We start from the raw sequence: 15,686 nt of genomic DNA, 5'->3' as shown, positions 1-15,686 counted from the left end.
GTCAGGCGGGTAGTTTGACTGGGGCGGTCGCCTCCTAAAGAGTAACGGAGGCGCGCAAAGGTTCGCTAGGTACGGGTGGAAATCGTACCGATAGGGCATATCCATAAGCGAGCTTGACTGTGAGGCCTACAAGCCGAGCAGGTGCGAAAGCAGGCATAAGTGATCCAGCTGGTACAGTACGAAACGGCCAGCGCTCAACGGATAAAAGCTACCCCGGGGATAACAGGCTGATTGCGCCCAATCGTCCACAGAGACGGCGCAGTTTGGCACCTTAACACATTGGGGTGCTGCAGGAGTAATTCTGCACCAAAAATGTGGCTTATAACGGTGAACTCCGAACGGTTCAGGACTGGATCGAGGACAATACCGTGGGAAGTCCACGCGAGAGCGATCTGCGTGTGACCCCGTAACGACTGATTCGTTCGCAAGAACGATGAGATAGTGACTGCTACGCGCTGCGGCGCGTAAATCTATCGGCACTATCACACGCCGGCCCTTAACTCGATTCATCGAGAAAGGTGAAGATATAGTCTGCGCCATCGGGAACGATGGAATGACGCGCGATGTCGGATCGTCGCATCCTGGGGCTGTAGTAGGTCCCAAGGGTTGGGCTGTTCGCCCATTAAAGCGGTACGCGATCTGGGTTCAGAACGTCGTGAGACAGTTCGGTCCCTATCCGCTGTGGGCGTAGGAGATTTGAGGAGCTTGGACCCTAGTACGAGAGGACCGGGTCGAACGAACCTCTGGTGAACCGGTTGTTCCGCCAGGAGCATAGCCGGGTAGCTATGTTCGGATCAGATAAACGCTGAAAGCATATAAGCGTGAAACTGACTCCAAGATGAGATCTCAATCCCGTAAGGGTGAAGAGTCGTGGTAGACCACCACGTTGATAGGCCGGGGGTGGAAGCACCGCAAGGTGTGGAGCTGACCGGTACTAATCGCTCGGATATTTTGACTAATAAACGCACACAAAAACGCCTTCATGTACGCGGCACTTGGAAGTTCTTCTCTGTACAGCTTTCCGCCGAGACACGCTAGAGCTCCGGCTCGCGGTCTCGACGGGATCAGGTTTCTGGCGCCCATGGCGGCGGGGTTCCACCCGTTCCCATCCCGAACACGGCAGTTAAGCCCGCCAGCGCCAATGATAGTCGGGCCGCAGGGCCCCTCGAAAGTAGGTCGGTGCCAGATTATATCGAGAAGAGCCCGCTGTGAATCGCAGCGGGCTCTTTGGTTTTGCCGCCCTCGTCGTCGCACTCGCGGCGGTCTTCGCGTTCGAGTACGCGATCCGAAACGGTCGTTACCCTCTGCGGAAGCGCCGGCCCTTATGCTCACACCCATCCGTGTCCCCAACCCCGTGCCGCCGTCACGGATTTGCCTTCTACGCCGTTGGGTTGATGCTCGTCGTGATGGGAATCGGCCCCGCGTTCAATCGTACCAAGGCGGCCGATAGCGCTTAGCGAACCCGGCCATATGAAACGCTTGCTGACCGCGCTCGCGCTGGCGTCGAGTTCGGCGTTCTTTTTGCCGGCAGCGGCGCCGGCCGAAACGTCGGGCGATGTTGCGCGCGCCGAGACGCTGTATCAAGAAGGCAAATATAAAGAGTCGATTGCGCTGCTCGACTCGTACCTCGCGAATCATCCCAAAGACGCGACCGCTTTAGTGGATCGCGGCGACGATTACGAGTCGCTCGGGGATTCGAAATCGGCAATTGCCGACTACACAGCCGCGATCGCCGCCAATCCGGACTATGCGTACGCCTACGCGTCACGTTGCGATTCGCGCGGCGAGCTCGGTCAGAATAGTGAGGCGCTTCCGGATTGCGATAAGGCCGTCGCGCTCGACCCCAAATCGGGCTACGCCTACCGCGCGCGGGCGCGCGTGCACCTGCATCTTGCGGATCAGCAGGCAGCGCTCGCCGACGCCAACAACGCGATTTCGGCCGCCAGCGACAACGCCTACGGCTACGAGATTCGCTGTCACGTCTACGTCAATCTCGGCGACGATGCCAAGGCGGTCGAGGACTGCAACGAGGCGGTCCGCATCGATCCCTCGATCGAGGAGGGATACTTCCAGCGCGGGCGTGCGGAGATCGACCAGAAGAAGTGGCCCGAAGCGATCGCCGATTTCAATGCGGCCCTCAAGATCGATCCGGGACCGAATGCACACTATTGGCTGGCGTTGTCGCAGCTCAATAACGGTCAATACGACGACGGCTTAAAAAACGTCGACGCGTACATCGCCGCGAAGAGCGACGACGGCGATGGATATTACGTGCGCGCTCAGATAGAGCTCAAACTCGGGAATCGCGCGGAAGCGAAGACGTCGGCGCAGGATGCGTTACGCCACTACCGCATCGACGACGATCAAACGGGAGCGCAAAAGGCGCAAGCGCTGCTCGACTCGATCGAGCACGGCGCCGGTTAGTGCGCGGCGGCCGAAGCGCAATCGCTCCTGGACGGCCTCAAGGAATAGCGATGCGCTCGAACGTGGCCTTAAAGGCCGACGGTTCCAGCGCGGTCTGCGCGGCTAAGCGATCCAGTTTGGCGCCTTCGAAGTCGGCGGGTTCTAAGCGAACCATGTAATCGCGCGCGACCCGGTAGGCTTCGGTCGTGAGATCGACTTGCCGCGTGCGGATGCGCCCGGTTGACGGGTCGGTGAGATCCTCGAGCGCCATCGGCTCGACGTGTCCGCCCGAAAGCGCGATCAGCGCGCCGCTGCCGCCGCCCATCAAGTAGCGTACCGCTCCGAAGCCAAGCGTGCGCGTATAGTCCACGTCGAACGGTACCGGTTTGGCGCAGCGCAGTTCGTAGCCGATGTCCTTCGCGTGTATTATGGAGTCGACGCCGATTTCGTCGAGGCGTTTTCGGACGCCGTCGCGCAGGATGACGCCCAGCGGGATGTCCGCGAGCCGGATGTTTCCGAAGGAGTCGCGGCCGACGTTCTCGGCCGCCTCGAACGCATCGCTCGATAGGCGTTCGGCGATGCCCTCGGCGACGACGGCGACGCCGTGCTGACGTCCCAGGCTGCGCCGCTTGACGATCGAGCCGACGATCGTGTCCACGACGGCGAGCAACTCCGTGTTCTCGGGAAACTCCTCGGGGAGAACCGCCACGGTAGAACCCGCTGCTTTGCACATGCCCAGCGCCAACGCACCGGATTTTCGCCCCATGCAAACGACGATGTACCAACGCTCGGTGGTGCGCGCATCTTCCATCAGGCTTTCGAGGAGGCCGGCACCGACCGAACGCGCGGTTTCGAAGCCAAAGGTCGGCGCGTTGTCGGGTAGCGGAAGATCGTTGTCGATCGTCTTGGGAACCGTAGCGACGCCGATGCGCCCCTCGGTGCGGCGCGCGATGCTCGCCGCTCCGTAGGTGGTGTCGTCGCCGCCGATGCAGACGAGATAACGAACGCCCAGGCCCTGCAGCATCGCGACGCATCGATCGAGCGTCGCTTCGTCGCGCGCGGGATTCGTGCGCGAGGTGCGCAGGATCGATCCGCCGGCCGTGTGGATGCGCGAGACGTGGTCGAACGTCAGCTCGATGCTTTCGGGAGTTCGTCCGGCTGCCAAATCGCGGTAACCGTCGTAGATCCCGACGACGCGCAACCCGTAGTTGAACGCTTCCATCGCCGCCGACGCAATGACGCCGTTGATGCCGGGGGCGGGGCCTCCGCCGACCAATATCGCAAGCGTGTCGGTCATTGCTGTGGCCTCACGCGATAGATCGCGCCGGCGGCGTCGTCGGCAACGAACAGACTGCCTTCGGATCCAACGGCAACGCCAACCGGCCGTCCGATGCGGCTATTTCCGGATTGAAAGCCGCTGACGAACGCGTTCCACTGTGTGTGGGGATCGCTCCAATTTACCGGCGTCGCGGGCGCCCCGTTCTTTATGGGAACGAACGCCACCATCGGCTCGGTCGCATACGCGCCGAGACTCGTGCGATGCCAAGAGCCGTGTGCCGCCACGAAGAGCCCTCCGCGATAGATTTGGGGGAAGGCGAACCGCCCGCGGGGTTGGGATGGATAGAACGCCGCACCGGCGATCGTCGCGTACGCCGGAAGTTCGACCACGGGCGCGATCGTGCTGCCGCACGAAGCGCCGGAAACGTACGCGCGGTGGTTCTCTTCGCACTCGGGCCAGCCGTAATCCGGGATTCCGGCGTGCGACGTTACGTTGTCGACGAACTCGTAGGGATGCCCGTACGGTAAATCGTCCTGCCCCGCGTCGCCCGCCCACAGGGCGTGCGTTTGCGGCTCGACCGTCAGCGCGATCGCGTTGCGAATGCGTTTGGCGATTTTGCGCACGTCGCTTCCGTCGGGACGCATGGCGAAAATGGAAGCGCGCGTGTCGTCGATTTCCGCGCACGCGTTGCACGACGATCCGACCGAAACGTAAAGCGTGTCGCGCGCGTCGTCGAACGCGACCGACGTCGTGCGATGAACGTCGCCGTCGCTATCCGGGGGGATGCTGCCCGTCCTCACGCGCGCGATGCGATCGGCTGGGGCTTCCAGACGATCGGAGCCGGGCGTGTAGCCTGCCGCATAGACGGCGTTTTCCGTTCCGACGAAGAGTTCGTGCCGGCTGGCGGAGTATGCGACGCCCGAGGCCCGCGTGTCCGGAAGACGAGCGAGAAGGTGCACGTGCGCGTCGCCGGTTTCCGCGCCCCCGACGAGGAAGACGTCGGAACCGCGCGTTCCCGCGATGAGATCGCCGTTGGGCAGTGCGGCGAGTTCGCGCGCGCCGGGCAATTGCGCGATCGTGAGAATGGTAAACCCGGCGGGTACGTTTAAGCCCGATGACGCAGATACGAGAACAAAGCATGCCGCAAGAACAATCAGCCGGAGTGACGTACGACGCCGTTCTCTTCGACCTGTTCGGAACGCTGGTCGATGACGGGGCGAATGCGTTTCCCGGAGCACTCGAATGCCTTCGCGCGCTCGACGCGGTACCCTGGGCGATCGTCACGTCCTGCGGAACGGACTTTGCGCGCCGCCTGATCGCGCACGCCAAGTTGCCGCACCCGCCGTTGCTAGTGACCGCCGACGACGTCGTTCGCAACAAGCCGGCGCCCGACGGTTATTTGTATGCGGCCGAGCGCTTGGGGGTGACACCCGATCGCGCGCTGGTCGTGGAAGATACGCTGCAAGGCATCGCCGCCGCGCGCGAAGCCGGTATGGACGTCGTGGCGATCCTGCGCGGCCGTGCCCCGAACTTCGCCCGCAGCGCCACTTACGTCGTTAACGCAATTATGGAACTGCGCCTGGGAGCTTCCGCAGGCGCAGTTGAGTTTTCGACCAGTCGTTAGTTAGGGCGTAGCACCCGGCGCGGGATACTGTTGCTGCGTCTGCGAGCGCCGCTGGCGCTGCGAGCGCATTTGCTGCATGGTTTGCTGCACCTGCGATTGCTGCGAAGGGGTCAGGATTCCGAAAATCTGATCGCGCAGTTGACGCGCCGCACCGCGAACGCGCTGCGAGCCGGCGGGATGCGTCTGGGCGTATTGATCGAGCAGACCCTGGATCTGAGTGTGCTGTTGGTCCGAGAGGTTCACGCCGTTGAGTAACCGCGACCAGCGCCGGTAGATCTTCGGCGTTGCCTGCGTCCCAGCGGGAGCTTGCTGCATGACCGGCGGCGCCGGCGCTTGCTGCGCGCTGACGGCGACGGGAAGTGAAAGGGCGGCGGCAAGGGCCGCGAGGGCAAAGAGTTTCATTGCCCACATTCTACCGGCGGGGCCTTCGGGCAGGCTGAACCTGCCATTAGAGTCGCGTGGGTGCGGTTTACGCAACGGCCGGACGCCTGGCCACCAGCTCGAGCTTGGTACCTTGCGGATCCTCGAAGAAGATGGCTGGGTAGGCATCGAGGTCCTCGCTCCGCTCGACGTTACGAGCGCCCATTGCCGCAAGCCGGCCCTCGAGCTCGAGCATTCGGTCAGGCTCGAGTCGGAAAGCGATTCGCGTCAATCCGGGCACGTGATCGGACCGCTCGATGAGGCCGAAGAAGAAAGGCGCTCGCCCGGGCTGCGCGCATTCGAAATACTCGACGGTGTTGTAGCGGTGCTCGCTCGAGATCTCGTGCCACTCGCCGGCGTCGTCGACGTACGAAAAGCGTTTCTGCGGCAGTCCGAGTTCGGGCATAAGCGCGTCGTAAAAAGACTCGACTGCCGCGAGCGAACGCACGCGACAGTCGACGTGATCGAAACCTTCGAAGCTGCTCAATCCTTGGGCTTGATCGCGACCGCTTTCACCGCGTCGGCCGCCAGGGCTTCGAAGCGTTTGAAGTTTTCGAAGAAGAGCGTCGCGAGCTTCTTGGCTTGCGCGTCGTACGCAGCTTTATCCGGCCACGCGTGACGGGGGTTGAGCACTTCGGACGGAACGTCGGGCACCGATTTCGGAACGAGCAATCCGAAGAACGGCTCCTCTTCGAAATCCTTCGGAATGCGGTTTTCGATGGCTGCGTTGACCATGGCGCGGGTGTGCGCGATCGACATACGCTTGCCGATTCCGTACGGGCCACCCGTCCAGCCGGTGTTGACGAGCCAGCACTCGACGTCGTGTTCGTCGATCTTGCGTCCGAGCAGACGCGAGTACACCGTTGGATGGTGTACCATGAACGGCGCGCCGAAGCAGGTCGAGAACGTGGCCTGCGGTTCGGTAACGCCGCGTTCGGTGCCGGCGACTTTGGCCGTGTATCCGGAAAGGAAGTGATACATCGCCTGTTCGCGCGACAACTTGGAGATCGGCGGCAGCACGCCGAATGCGTCGGCGGTCAGCATGACGATCGTGTTCGGATGGCCGCCCTTGCTGCCCGGCACGATGTTCGGAATGAACTCGAGCGGGTACGCCGAGCGCGTGTTCTCGGTCTTGGCTTCGCTGTCGACGTCGAGCTTGCGCGTCGTCTCGTCGTAAACGACGTTTTCGAGCACGGTCGAGAAATGATTGGTCGCGGCCCAGATTTCCGGCTCGGCCTTGGCCGAAAGGCGAATGACTTTCGCGTAGCAGCCGCCCTCGAAGTTGAAGACGCCGTCGGCCGACCAGCCGTGCTCGTCGTCGCCGATGAGCGGCCGGTGCGGGTCTGACGACAGCGTCGTCTTCCCGGTGCCCGAGAGCCCGAAGAAGATCGCGACGTCGCCCTTTTCTTTACCGACGTTGGCCGAACAATGCATCGACATCGTATCGCGCAGCGGCAGCAGGTAGTTCATGACGGTGAAGATCGACTTCTTGATTTCACCGGCATACCTGGTGCCGCCGATGAGGATCATCCGTCGGGCGAAGTTCACGAACACGAACGTCGAGCTGCGCGTTCCGTCGCGGGCCGGATCGGCCTGGAACAGCGCCGCATCGACCACGGTGAACTCGGGCGTGAAACCCGGGTCGTGCTCTTCGGGTGTAATGAAGAGATGATGCGCGAAAAGATTGTGCCAGGCGAACTCGGTGTAGACGCGGATCGGAACGCGATAGTTCTCGTCGGCGCCGACGTAGCAGTCGAGCGCATAGGCTTCGCGCTCGGAAAAGTAGGCGGAGACTTTTTCGAACAGCGCGTCAAACACCGCGGGTTCTATTGCCTGGTTGGTGTCGCCCCAGTCGATATGCTCCTGGCTCGACGGCTCCTTGACGAAAAACTTGTCTTTCGGCGAGCGGCCCGTATGCGGGCGCGTGTCGACGATCAGCTGTCCGTCGGTGCCGATGATGCCTTCGCCGCGTCGTACGGCGTGCTCGATGAGATCCGGAACGCTGAGGTTATGCCAAAGCTTGGCGGCCTTGAGTTTTTCGGGAACGGTAAGAATTGTTCGGTCCTCGCAAACAAGAGATTACGGATGGTTTTCCCAGAACGCTCAGGCGAGCCTGCATGAAGCGCGTTCGACGGAGTCCAATGCAAGGGCCCATGCCTAGAGCAAGCTTCTTATTCCCCGCTTTTGTCGCATTGACGCTGGCCGCAACCGGCGCCGCGCGGGCGGTTCTGCCGTTCCATTTTGGGTTCTTTGCGCCGGGGCCGCTGGACGGGATCACCGACGTCCCCGGGGTGCGGGTGGGGCAGCTTACCCGGATCGAGGGGTCCTCGATTCGAACCGGCGCGACCGCCATTCTGCCCAACGCCGACCCCTGGGTGCATAAGGTGTCGGCCGCTTTCTTCGAGCTCAACGGCAACGGTGAGATGACGGGGACCCACTGGATCGACGAGGCCGGCTACCTCGAGGAGCCGATCGTCCTCACGGACACGCTGGACGTCGGGCGCGCCGACGACGGCGTCGTGAGTTGGCAGATCCAGCACCATCCCGCGATTGGACGGGGCGACGACGTCCCGCTCCCGGTCGTGGCCGAATGCGACGACGGCTTGCTCAACGACATTCAAGCGCGCGTCGTCACCGCGCAAGACGTCGTGCGATTGCTCGACTCCGCCGCTCCCGGCCAGTTCGCGCGCGGCTCGATCGGCGCCGGCACGGGAATGAACGCGTTTCGCTTTCGCGGCGGAATAGGCTCTGCGTCGCGCGTGCTGCCCAAAGATCTCGGCGGTTATCGCGTCGGCGTCTTGGTCAACGACAACACGGGAAGCGCTCCGCGCGCCTCGCTGACGGTCGTGGGGGTTCCGGTCGGAGAAAAGTTGCGCAACGAGTATTTGCCGGTCTTTCCCAAGCGCGCTGCGTTGACGGACTGGCCGAAAGGCCGTCTCGGCTCGGGAAGCATCATCGTCGTCGTCGCGACCGACGCACCGCTCGATTCGCGCCAGCTTCGTGCGGTCGCGCTGCGCGCCGCTATGGGCATGGCGCGGACCGGCATGACGTCGCCGATCTCCAGCGGCGATCTCATCATCGCTTTCTCGACCTCGCGCGTCTTCGAATACACTGGTGACTTCGACGTGCGCGCGCCGTCGGGATCGATCGTGGAGGACGACGGCACGCTGAACTCACTGTACACGGCCACGGCCGAAGCGACGCAAGCCGCGATCTACGACGCGCTCTTCGAGGCCAAGACGATGACCGGACGTAACGGCGTTACGGTCTACGGTCTTCCCGGGCAAAGAGTCTTGGAGATGCTTCGAAAAGCGGGGGCGATTCAACAATGAAGGTAGCGCTTGGCCGCGTCGGTCACTTCGGGTTGGCCGTGCGCGATCCGAAGCAGAGCGCGCGGTGGTGGGAGTCGATCTTCGACGTCGAGGAGATGTTCGAAGGCGACGATTACGTCGGCATTACGAGCCGGGACGTTACGATCGTACTAATGAAGGGGAAGCCAAACCCCGAAACGATCGATCACGTTTCGTTTCATTTGCCCGACATGGACGCATTGCGCGCCGCGCTGGACGTTCTCAAGGAACGCGGCGTTGAGGTAGAAGACCCCGGCGACGAGGTCGGACCGGAAGCCAAAGGGTCACCCAACATGGGCTTGTGGTTTCACGACCCGGACGGCTACCGCTGGGAGCTATCGGTGCAGGCGAAGCGCTGATTCGACGATTTCGTTGACAAACGGGTGGCTTTTTCGTATGCTGAGAGTGTCCTAGTGTCTCAGGACACTAGGACACTACAGACGTTGAGGAAAGAGCGTGCGAACTGAAGCCCTTGTCATTGACGATGTCTCGCCCGTACCCGTGTACGCGCAGCTGTGCGAGCAGCTGATGGCGGCCGTGGCGCGCGGGAGCTTACGTCGCGGCGAGCAGTTGCCCAGCGTGCGCGACGTGGCGGCGACGCTGGGAATCAATCCCAACACCGTCAATCGCGCGTACGCAGAGCTCGAGCGGGAAGGCGTGGTCGAAACGCGTCGCGGACGCGGCACGTTCGTTGCGGCCGCTCCGCGGGGATCGGCGCTGGCGCGCCTAGCGGAAATCGCAAAGCGCTTCGTGGCGCGCGCTCGGGCACTAGGATACGACGGTCCCGCAATTCTCGGAGCGATACGAAAGGAGATCACGTGAACGCACTACTTATCGCCGGCATGATCGGCGTGGCTTTATGGTGGCACCGCAAGCGCCAAGACGCGGCGCGGCGGGCCCATCGCGCGAGCGACTATACGTTAAGCCACGCGCTGCGCTCGCAAGACGCCTGGGACTAACCCGTCATCGCAAGGGCGGCGATTCGCGCCATGGTCAGCAGTGACTTGTGCGTCTCGAAGTCGCATAACGCGAGGCCGATTTTCAGTTGATTGCGGTTGCTGACGAACCACGGCGGCTTGGGCAATAGCGACCCGCCGTATCCCAGCAAGCTGCGCGGAAAAGGAGCAAACGGGGCATAGATGACGCTCTTTTGCGAGCGCGAGAAGAGATACGAGTTGTGCACGACGCCGATACCGCTGCCAATGTCGTCGAGCGTGTGCCCCGGGTAAGCCCCCCAGGGCGTTTGGCAGGTAAGAAATCCAACGCCGGTCCAGGCGTTGACGCCGACGCAGCCGTAACGCAGATCGGCGACCGCGCGCTCGAACGCGCCGCGATGCTCGCGCATCGTTGCCGGGTGCGCGATGATATTTCCACCGAGGGTTCCCCAGAGCCGGTCGTTGGCGAACGCGACGGCGTCGCGAAGATACGACGCGGTATCGCCGGGCAGCGCGACGATGCCTAAGAACGATGAGAACGCCTCTGTGGAAAAGCCCGCTTCGCCGTCGTCGGCCGGATCGAGCACGCAGACGGTTCGGGCGACGAAACCATCGTCGTCTCGCCCGAACGCGCGCGTCTCGCGATGACCGGCAGCGAGGGTCCCCACGCGCTGCGCGGCACCGGGATAGTATGCGGGGCGGTCCGCAATCTTGCCGAGCAAAGCGTAGACGGCCGCGATGAGATCGGGCGTGCGCGCCCATTCCCTGGGCAGAATGAGGATCTGCGACGCGATGCAGTTGAAGCCGTCGTTATGCAGCTTCTGCGTAACGATGTTCTCGGCTTGGAAACCAATGTCGGCGTCGCTCCACGGACCCGGCACGACGATCGTCGGGCTCACGTTTCCGAGTTCGCTCGAGATCGGCTTCTCGAGAAGCGGCCGGCTGCGCAGTTTTCGCTGCGCACCCTCGGCTCCGTCGCCGAAGACGATCGCGTCGTGCGTCTTGTCGCTGCCGGTGATGTGAATGTCGTCGACGGCGGCGTGCGAGCACAAGTACTTCCCGACCTCGGCGCCGCCGTACGCGAACCGCAGATATCCCTCGCGCACCAGAGGCGCGAACGCGTCCTCGAAGATCGGTCCCAGATAGTGGTTGACCGGATTCATCTTCAAAATGCAGACCGTGCCGTCGGCCACGAGCTTATAGAGAACGTCGAGCGGCGCGATCGATGCGATGTTTCCGGCGCCGAGAATCAGCGCGACGCGCGGATCGCGGCGGCTCTGCCGGTACCACGGCCCGATCGTTGCATCGAGCGTCTGCGGCGTCACGTCCGGCTGCATCCAAACCTCAGCGCGGATACCGCTGAGTAAGACGCGGTCCCAGCTATCGACGGGAAAGACGTCGACGATCGTTTGACCGTCGATCCCACGGCGCACGCGCTTCGTGTCGAAGCCGACGCTTCCGCACCGGTCGATTTCCGATAGCGTCGCGGCGTACGCGTTGAGGCAGCGCAGCACGGCCCACGGTCCGCTGATCGCCTCTTCGCCGGCAACCGGCGTTGCGTTCAGCCCTTTGGCTTCGGCGGCTGCGGCCGTCCAGCGGGCAGCTTGCCGGTGCACGCCGTCGCGGCATTCCATCAGCAGCGCGACCTTGCCGGGAATCGATAGTGCCGCCCAGCGCTCTGCGCCGGCACGAAGCGCGCGCAGTTCGAGGTCGATGTTCGCGTAGGCGGTCGGGACGGGGTTGGCCAGCATGGATGGGATTTCTCCGGTCGTTGGATGGGTACATTGAGCACGAGGGAGAGCGAGCTTATGATGACCGAGTCGGCGGAGCTTTGGATCCGCCTAAAAGACGGACGCAGCATCTGCGAACGCTACAATCAACTCGCGATGGCGGAGTTCATGCGGGAAGCCATGATCGAGCGGATGAGCCGCGGGGAACCCGTCGTCTGCTACGACGGCGAAGAGCAGACCATTCCGGCCGACGCGATCAAGCGGATCGACTTGCTTCTCGCCCACCATACCCGTACTCGTCACCACGCCATGGTATGATGCCTGGCGGAGGTACGCCATGGCAACGAAACGACGAAAGCGCCGTCTCGTGCCCCGGCTGGGACCCGCCCTCAATTTACGGCCCGCCGGTGCCCACGAGTCGAAAAAGCTCTACGATCGCAAACGCATCAAAGCCGCCCTACGCCGAGAAGACGAGGGCGGTTTGCATTTCACCGATCAAAAGTAGCCGCTTGCCTTGCTCATTAAGTTAGCGTAAATCGCACTACCGACGAGGCCGCGGCGCGAATCGGCGGCGAGTTCTCGGGCAAGAAGCCTAACCGGGCGCCAGGCGCGCTAGCAGCTTTTCGATGAACTCGGACTTGGCGTCGGCGTAATGCTGAACGTACTGCCACTCTCGTGCTGCAAGTTCGCGTTTGTGGTTTTCATATGCGATTCTGTCGGCTGGGTTACCCCGCAAGCGGTCGCGAAAAGCCAACATCCGCTCGATCTCGCTGCAGCCCTGGGAAAAGACGTGAACCTTGATCGAGTCCGCGTGATCCTTGAACAGGCGGTGCTCGTGCCATTCGGGTTCGCGAATACGGAGAATGTAGCCGGCTGCTTCCAGGGGCGAAACGTAGGCCGCTTCGTCGCTGGAATCGCGAACGACGAGCATCACGTCGATAGACGGTTTAGCTGCAAGCCCGGGGACCGACGTCGAACCAACGTGCTCGATCGTGAGCGCGGCGTCGCCGAGCGCGGCTCGAATGCTGCGCGCCTGCGCTTCAAAGTGCTGTGGCCAGGCGGGGTCGTAGTCGGCGAGGAGAATCGGCGCGTTATGCTGGTGCAGTTCGCCGATCGTGACGGAGCGCAGTTCATCCTCGGAATGCATTGGGGGCCTAGTGTACGCTGACCATCCAGTCCATGTCGAACTTATCGGTGAGCATTCCAAAGAGTTTGGCTCCCCAGAACGTCGGACCGAGGTCCATGGTCACCTTGCCGCCCTGAGCCAGAAGTGCGAACGCACGTTTCGCTTCGCTTTCATCGTTCGAAACGAGCGATAGGGCCACGTTGTTGCCGATCACCCGCTCCCAGTCGCCGACCGCGTCGGCGCCCATGATCACGGCGTCACCGCTCTTGAGCGACGCGTGCATGATCTTGTCTCTGGCGTTGGGCGGGGTTTGGCTTTCCATCGGCGACCCTTCGTAGCGATTGAAGCTCAGCTCACCGCCGAGCGCCGACTGGTAGAAGGTAAACGCCTCTTCGCAATTCCCGTTGAAGAAAACGTACGCTTCGATATGCATTCGCCTGCGACTCCTTTCGAACGAGCGTTAGTGCTTGGTGCAGACGTCGAAGGACGTCGTCGCCTTACCGCCGATGACGCCGGAAAAGTGCAGCGTGTATTTCGCCGGCGACACTTTGTCGAAGACGTCGGTCCAGCCGTTATTCGGATAAACGCTCCGGTAGACGATATGCGTCGCACCATCGTCCTTAGCCCGAAAGACCGTCGTGCTGCGATCGCTTTCGAAGGCGGCGTACGTCCAGCCGCCGCCCTTGGGATCGCGCGTGAAGTATGCGACGTCGCCGCCTCCGCCTTGCCACGCGTCGCGCGCGCGGATCCAGTTGTTCTGGATGTCGTACGCATAGACGGCGGTGTACGTCGCGTGCTGGCCGCCCGCGTTATAAACGCAGGACCACGTTCCGACGAGGAACCCCAAATCTGCCAGCGTCATACCGTTACGAAATCAACTCGCGTTCGACCATGATGGTTCGCGGATCGATGAGATGCTTGTTGAGGCCCAGCTTCTCGGCGGGAACGCCGAGCGCGAATGCGACCAGCTGCGGCAGATGGAACGTGGGGAGATCCGTGCGTCCCCAGCGCGCGGCCGAGTCGAGCTGGTAACTGTCGAGCGCGAGGTGGCAGAGCGGACACGGCGTGATCACGGCCTCGGCGCCGTGATCCTTAGCCATGCGCATGTTCTGACCGACCATGTTGGCGGCGACGTCGTCCTTTTCGAGCTGTATGTGGAAGCCGCAGCAGCGCGTTTTGCCCGCGTAGTCGACCGGCTCGCCGCCGATCGCGGCGATCACGTCTTCGAGCGAATGCGGATTACGCGCGGATTCCCAACCATTGACGCTCTCCGGCCGGATGATGTGGCAGCCGTAGAACGGTGCGACGCGCAGCCCGTTGAGGGGGCGCACGACCATCTCTTTGAGGTTGTCCAGTCCGATGTCGTCGATGAGGAGCCAGAGCAGGTGGCGCACCATGACGTTGCCTTGGTACTTGGCACCGAACTTCCCGAGGATGGCGTTGGCATGATCCATGCGCTCTTCGCTCTCGAGAAGCTCCTTGTTCGCGGCGCGCATGTGTCCGGTACACGTCGAGCAGATCGTGATGACGTCGTCGAGGCCGAGTGCTTCGGCCTGAGCGTACGTGCGCGCGTTGAGCACGCGCGCGACGTCGCGATTGACGTCATTGACGACCGACGCTCCGCAGCAGGACGCGGCCGTAAGCTCGATGAGCTCGATGTCGAGCTTGTCGGCGAGCAGCATCGTCGAGTTGAAGAGCTCCTTGCACGACTCTTTGGCGACGCACCCGGGGAAGAAGCCGTAGCGGCGCGTTTGCGCCGAGCGGCTCTGGCGATGCGAATCGAGCGGAATGTTTTCAGGTAACAGCGTGGCAGCCATGAGTTAAACGGGGACCTCCAGGCTTTCGAAAATGGTGCGAACTTCGTCGACCTTCGGGATTGGTTTTAGGGAGGCGCGCCCTACCATGGGAGCTAGCGTTCCTTCAGCCATCTCGAGCGGCGTTAGCTTGCCGCTTGCGACCATGCGCAGCGCTTGCGGCGTGACTTTGAGCATGCCGCGCACGTTGAAACGGCCGACCGTGCCTAAGACCACCTCGGTCTCCGCCAGCATGCCGGTCTGTTTGATGGTCTTGGTTACGATGAGCGCGTGTCGCGGCCCGCGTTCGTCCAGCATGACGCGGTCTTTGATCGCCGCGCGCTTCACGTCGATGATGCGGTCGTTGGGATCGACGTGCTTGGGACAGTACGAGCACGCGTAGCAGTGCGCGCACAGCCAGAGATAGTCTTCGCTGATCTGCGCGATCCGCGCCTTACGCTGACCGTCGCGGACGTCTTCGATGAAGCGATAGGCGTACGCGATTGCGGCAGGCCCGGCGAAGGCCGGATCGACGCTCACGACGGGGCATAGCGCGTAGCACGTGGCGCACATCACGCAGTTGGCCACGTCCACGAGTTTCTTCATGTCTTCGGGAGAGACGCGCCGCTCGCGCTCGTGATCTTCGTCCTTGTCGGCCGGCTGGAGATACGGTTTGAGGCGATGGTATTTGTCCCAGAACGGATCCATGTGAACGACCATGTCCTTCATCGGCTGGAAGTTCGGCATGGGATCGACTTTGACGACGCCTCGCGCGTCCATCACGGTGTTGCACGGCGTCTTGCAGGCGAGGCCCGTAACGCCGTTGATGTTCATCGAGCACGATCCGCAAATCGCCGAGCGGCACGAGCGCCGGAAGCTGATCGATCCGTCGACTTCGGCCTTCGCGTGTTCGAGGGCGTCGAGGACGGTCGTCGTCTCCGGTACGTCGATTTCGACGACGTCGCGGTGCGGTACGTCGTCGATCGCTTCGTCGAAGCGGAAGAGATCGAGCTTGATCTTAGCCAT

At 62.6% G+C, this 15,686-nt stretch carries 19 protein-coding genes and 2 rRNA genes; 10 read left to right on the top strand and 11 right to left on the bottom strand.

Translation table 11 applies throughout. The features are described from left to right. The 3 genes from VGG89_04385 to VGG89_04375 all read left to right on the top strand — a co-directional run. A 23S ribosomal RNA gene (locus tag VGG89_04385) occupies positions 1 to 959 on the top strand; the annotation flags it as partial. 112 nt (positions 960 to 1,071) lie between these two features. Next, positions 1,072 to 1,188 (top strand): 5S ribosomal RNA (rrf, locus tag VGG89_04380). Positions 1,189 to 1,470: 282 nt separating this feature from the next. Further along, a complete protein-coding gene (locus VGG89_04375; GenBank protein ID HEY1975752.1) occupies positions 1,471 to 2,424 on the top strand; it encodes a tetratricopeptide repeat protein in 954 nt (317 codons plus the stop codon). A gap of 37 nt (positions 2,425 to 2,461) precedes the next feature. Here VGG89_04375 and pfp read toward each other — a convergent pair whose 3' ends face one another. Together pfp and VGG89_04365 are read right to left on the bottom strand one after the other, a co-directional pair. Beyond that, the gene (pfp, locus tag VGG89_04370) at positions 2,462 to 3,700 is read right to left on the bottom strand and encodes a diphosphate--fructose-6-phosphate 1-phosphotransferase (GenBank protein ID HEY1975751.1); all 1,239 of its coding nucleotides are present in this window, start codon (positions 3,698 to 3,700) and stop codon (positions 2,462 to 2,464) included. Next, positions 3,697 to 4,749 (bottom strand): hypothetical protein, encoded by a 1,053-nt coding sequence (locus tag VGG89_04365; protein ID HEY1975750.1) that lies wholly within the window; start codon positions 4,747 to 4,749, stop codon positions 3,697 to 3,699. The genes pfp and VGG89_04365 overlap by 4 nt, the downstream gene beginning before the upstream one ends. A gap of 47 nt (positions 4,750 to 4,796) precedes the next feature. On the opposite strand from VGG89_04365, the gene VGG89_04360 reads away from it, so the two are divergent. After that, entirely contained in the window at positions 4,797 to 5,306 is a 510-nt protein-coding gene (locus tag VGG89_04360) for an HAD-IA family hydrolase (protein ID HEY1975749.1), read from the top strand. On the opposite strand, the gene VGG89_04355 is transcribed toward VGG89_04360, so the two are convergent. The 3 genes from VGG89_04355 to pckA form a co-directional block, all read right to left on the bottom strand. After that, positions 5,307 to 5,708, bottom strand: coding sequence for a hypothetical protein (locus tag VGG89_04355; protein ID HEY1975748.1), 402 nt, complete (start codon positions 5,706 to 5,708; stop codon positions 5,307 to 5,309). It abuts the gene before it with no gap. A 67-nt stretch (positions 5,709 to 5,775) separates the two neighbouring features. Then, positions 5,776 to 6,213, bottom strand: coding sequence for a hypothetical protein (locus tag VGG89_04350; protein ID HEY1975747.1), 438 nt, complete (start codon positions 6,211 to 6,213; stop codon positions 5,776 to 5,778). Then, the gene (gene pckA, locus VGG89_04345; GenBank protein HEY1975746.1) at positions 6,210 to 7,781 is read right to left on the bottom strand and encodes a phosphoenolpyruvate carboxykinase (ATP); all 1,572 of its coding nucleotides are present in this window, start codon (positions 7,779 to 7,781) and stop codon (positions 6,210 to 6,212) included. Before pckA ends, VGG89_04350 begins: the two co-directional genes overlap by 4 nt. Positions 7,782 to 7,879: 98 nt before the next feature. On the opposite strand from pckA, the gene VGG89_04340 reads away from it, so the two are divergent. The 4 genes from VGG89_04340 (at position 7,880) to VGG89_04325 (ending at position 10,035) form a co-directional block, all read left to right on the top strand. Continuing rightward, positions 7,880 to 9,058 carry a P1 family peptidase gene (locus tag VGG89_04340; protein ID HEY1975745.1) on the top strand — a complete coding sequence of 393 codons (1,179 nt, stop codon included), beginning with the start codon at positions 7,880 to 7,882 and terminating at the stop codon, positions 9,056 to 9,058. Next, entirely contained in the window at positions 9,055 to 9,435 is a 381-nt protein-coding gene (locus VGG89_04335; protein HEY1975744.1) for a VOC family protein, read from the top strand. The genes VGG89_04340 and VGG89_04335 overlap by 4 nt, the downstream gene beginning before the upstream one ends. A gap of 97 nt (positions 9,436 to 9,532) precedes the next feature. After that, a complete protein-coding gene (locus tag VGG89_04330) occupies positions 9,533 to 9,898 on the top strand; it encodes a GntR family transcriptional regulator (GenBank protein HEY1975743.1) in 366 nt (121 codons plus the stop codon). After that, complete coding sequence (locus VGG89_04325) at positions 9,895 to 10,035, top strand: hypothetical protein (protein HEY1975742.1); 141 nt, start codon at positions 9,895 to 9,897, stop codon at positions 10,033 to 10,035. The genes VGG89_04330 and VGG89_04325 overlap by 4 nt, the downstream gene beginning before the upstream one ends. Here VGG89_04325 and VGG89_04320 read toward each other — a convergent pair. After that, complete coding sequence (locus tag VGG89_04320) at positions 10,032 to 11,762, bottom strand: aldehyde dehydrogenase family protein (GenBank protein HEY1975741.1); 1,731 nt, start codon at positions 11,760 to 11,762, stop codon at positions 10,032 to 10,034. The two genes, VGG89_04325 and VGG89_04320, sit on opposite strands and share 4 nt — an antisense overlap. Before the next feature lie 57 nt (positions 11,763 to 11,819). On the opposite strand from VGG89_04320, the gene VGG89_04315 reads away from it, so the two are divergent. Both VGG89_04315 and VGG89_04310 read left to right on the top strand, forming a co-directional pair. Beyond that, positions 11,820 to 12,059: a hypothetical protein gene (locus VGG89_04315; GenBank protein ID HEY1975740.1), complete on the top strand. Its 240-nt coding sequence runs from the start codon at positions 11,820 to 11,822 to the stop codon at positions 12,057 to 12,059. A gap of 49 nt (positions 12,060 to 12,108) precedes the next feature. Further along, positions 12,109 to 12,246 carry a hypothetical protein gene (locus tag VGG89_04310; protein HEY1975739.1) on the top strand — a complete coding sequence of 46 codons (138 nt, stop codon included), beginning with the start codon at positions 12,109 to 12,111 and terminating at the stop codon, positions 12,244 to 12,246. 87 nt (positions 12,247 to 12,333) lie between these two features. On the opposite strand, the gene VGG89_04305 is transcribed toward VGG89_04310, so the two are convergent. From VGG89_04305 to VGG89_04285, 5 genes are read right to left on the bottom strand one after another with little or no spacing between them, the layout of a single operon-like run. Further along, positions 12,334 to 12,888, bottom strand: coding sequence for a GrpB family protein (locus VGG89_04305; protein HEY1975738.1), 555 nt, complete (start codon positions 12,886 to 12,888; stop codon positions 12,334 to 12,336). 7 nt (positions 12,889 to 12,895) lie between these two features. Next, positions 12,896 to 13,300, bottom strand: coding sequence for a VOC family protein (locus VGG89_04300; protein HEY1975737.1), 405 nt, complete (start codon positions 13,298 to 13,300; stop codon positions 12,896 to 12,898). 27 nt (positions 13,301 to 13,327) lie between these two features. Next, positions 13,328 to 13,729 carry a hypothetical protein gene (locus VGG89_04295; GenBank protein HEY1975736.1) on the bottom strand — a complete coding sequence of 134 codons (402 nt, stop codon included), beginning with the start codon at positions 13,727 to 13,729 and terminating at the stop codon, positions 13,328 to 13,330. A 4-nt stretch (positions 13,730 to 13,733) separates the two neighbouring features. After that, positions 13,734 to 14,684: a CoB--CoM heterodisulfide reductase iron-sulfur subunit B family protein gene (locus tag VGG89_04290; GenBank protein ID HEY1975735.1), complete on the bottom strand. Its 951-nt coding sequence runs from the start codon at positions 14,682 to 14,684 to the stop codon at positions 13,734 to 13,736. Between the two features lie 3 nt (positions 14,685 to 14,687). Then, complete coding sequence (locus VGG89_04285; protein ID HEY1975734.1) at positions 14,688 to 15,686, bottom strand: 2Fe-2S iron-sulfur cluster-binding protein; 999 nt, start codon at positions 15,684 to 15,686, stop codon at positions 14,688 to 14,690.

Source organism: Candidatus Baltobacteraceae bacterium, assembly GCA_036488875.1.
Taxonomy (GTDB): domain Bacteria; phylum Vulcanimicrobiota; class Vulcanimicrobiia; order Vulcanimicrobiales; family Vulcanimicrobiaceae; genus JAFAHZ01.
Note: the sequence above shows the minus strand (reverse complement) of the source record. Positions and strands in the feature narration are given on the sequence as shown.

Excerpts from the sequence above, each read along its gene's own strand:
- VGG89_04375 (HEY1975752.1), top strand. The coding sequence starts at position 1,471 with ATGAAACGCTTGCTGACCGCGCTCGCGCTGGCGTCGAGTTCGGCGTTC.
- pfp (HEY1975751.1), bottom strand. The coding sequence starts at position 3,700 with ATGACCGACACGCTTGCGATATTGGTCGGCGGAGGCCCCGCCCCCGGC.
- VGG89_04360 (HEY1975749.1), top strand. The coding sequence starts at position 4,797 with ATGACGCAGATACGAGAACAAAGCATGCCGCAAGAACAATCAGCCGGA.
- VGG89_04355 (HEY1975748.1), bottom strand. The coding sequence starts at position 5,708 with ATGAAACTCTTTGCCCTCGCGGCCCTTGCCGCCGCCCTTTCACTTCCC.
- VGG89_04340 (HEY1975745.1), top strand. The coding sequence starts at position 7,880 with ATGCCTAGAGCAAGCTTCTTATTCCCCGCTTTTGTCGCATTGACGCTG.
- VGG89_04335 (HEY1975744.1), top strand. The coding sequence starts at position 9,055 with ATGAAGGTAGCGCTTGGCCGCGTCGGTCACTTCGGGTTGGCCGTGCGC.
- VGG89_04320 (HEY1975741.1), bottom strand. The coding sequence starts at position 11,762 with ATGCTGGCCAACCCCGTCCCGACCGCCTACGCGAACATCGACCTCGAA.
- VGG89_04315 (HEY1975740.1), top strand. The coding sequence starts at position 11,820 with ATGATGACCGAGTCGGCGGAGCTTTGGATCCGCCTAAAAGACGGACGC.
- VGG89_04305 (HEY1975738.1), bottom strand. The coding sequence starts at position 12,888 with ATGCATTCCGAGGATGAACTGCGCTCCGTCACGATCGGCGAACTGCAC.
- VGG89_04300 (HEY1975737.1), bottom strand. The coding sequence starts at position 13,300 with ATGCATATCGAAGCGTACGTTTTCTTCAACGGGAATTGCGAAGAGGCG.
- VGG89_04295 (HEY1975736.1), bottom strand. The coding sequence starts at position 13,729 with ATGACGCTGGCAGATTTGGGGTTCCTCGTCGGAACGTGGTCCTGCGTT.
- VGG89_04290 (HEY1975735.1), bottom strand. The coding sequence starts at position 14,684 with ATGGCTGCCACGCTGTTACCTGAAAACATTCCGCTCGATTCGCATCGC.
- VGG89_04285 (HEY1975734.1), bottom strand. The coding sequence starts at position 15,686 with ATGGCTAAGATCAAGCTCGATCTCTTCCGCTTCGACGAAGCGATCGAC.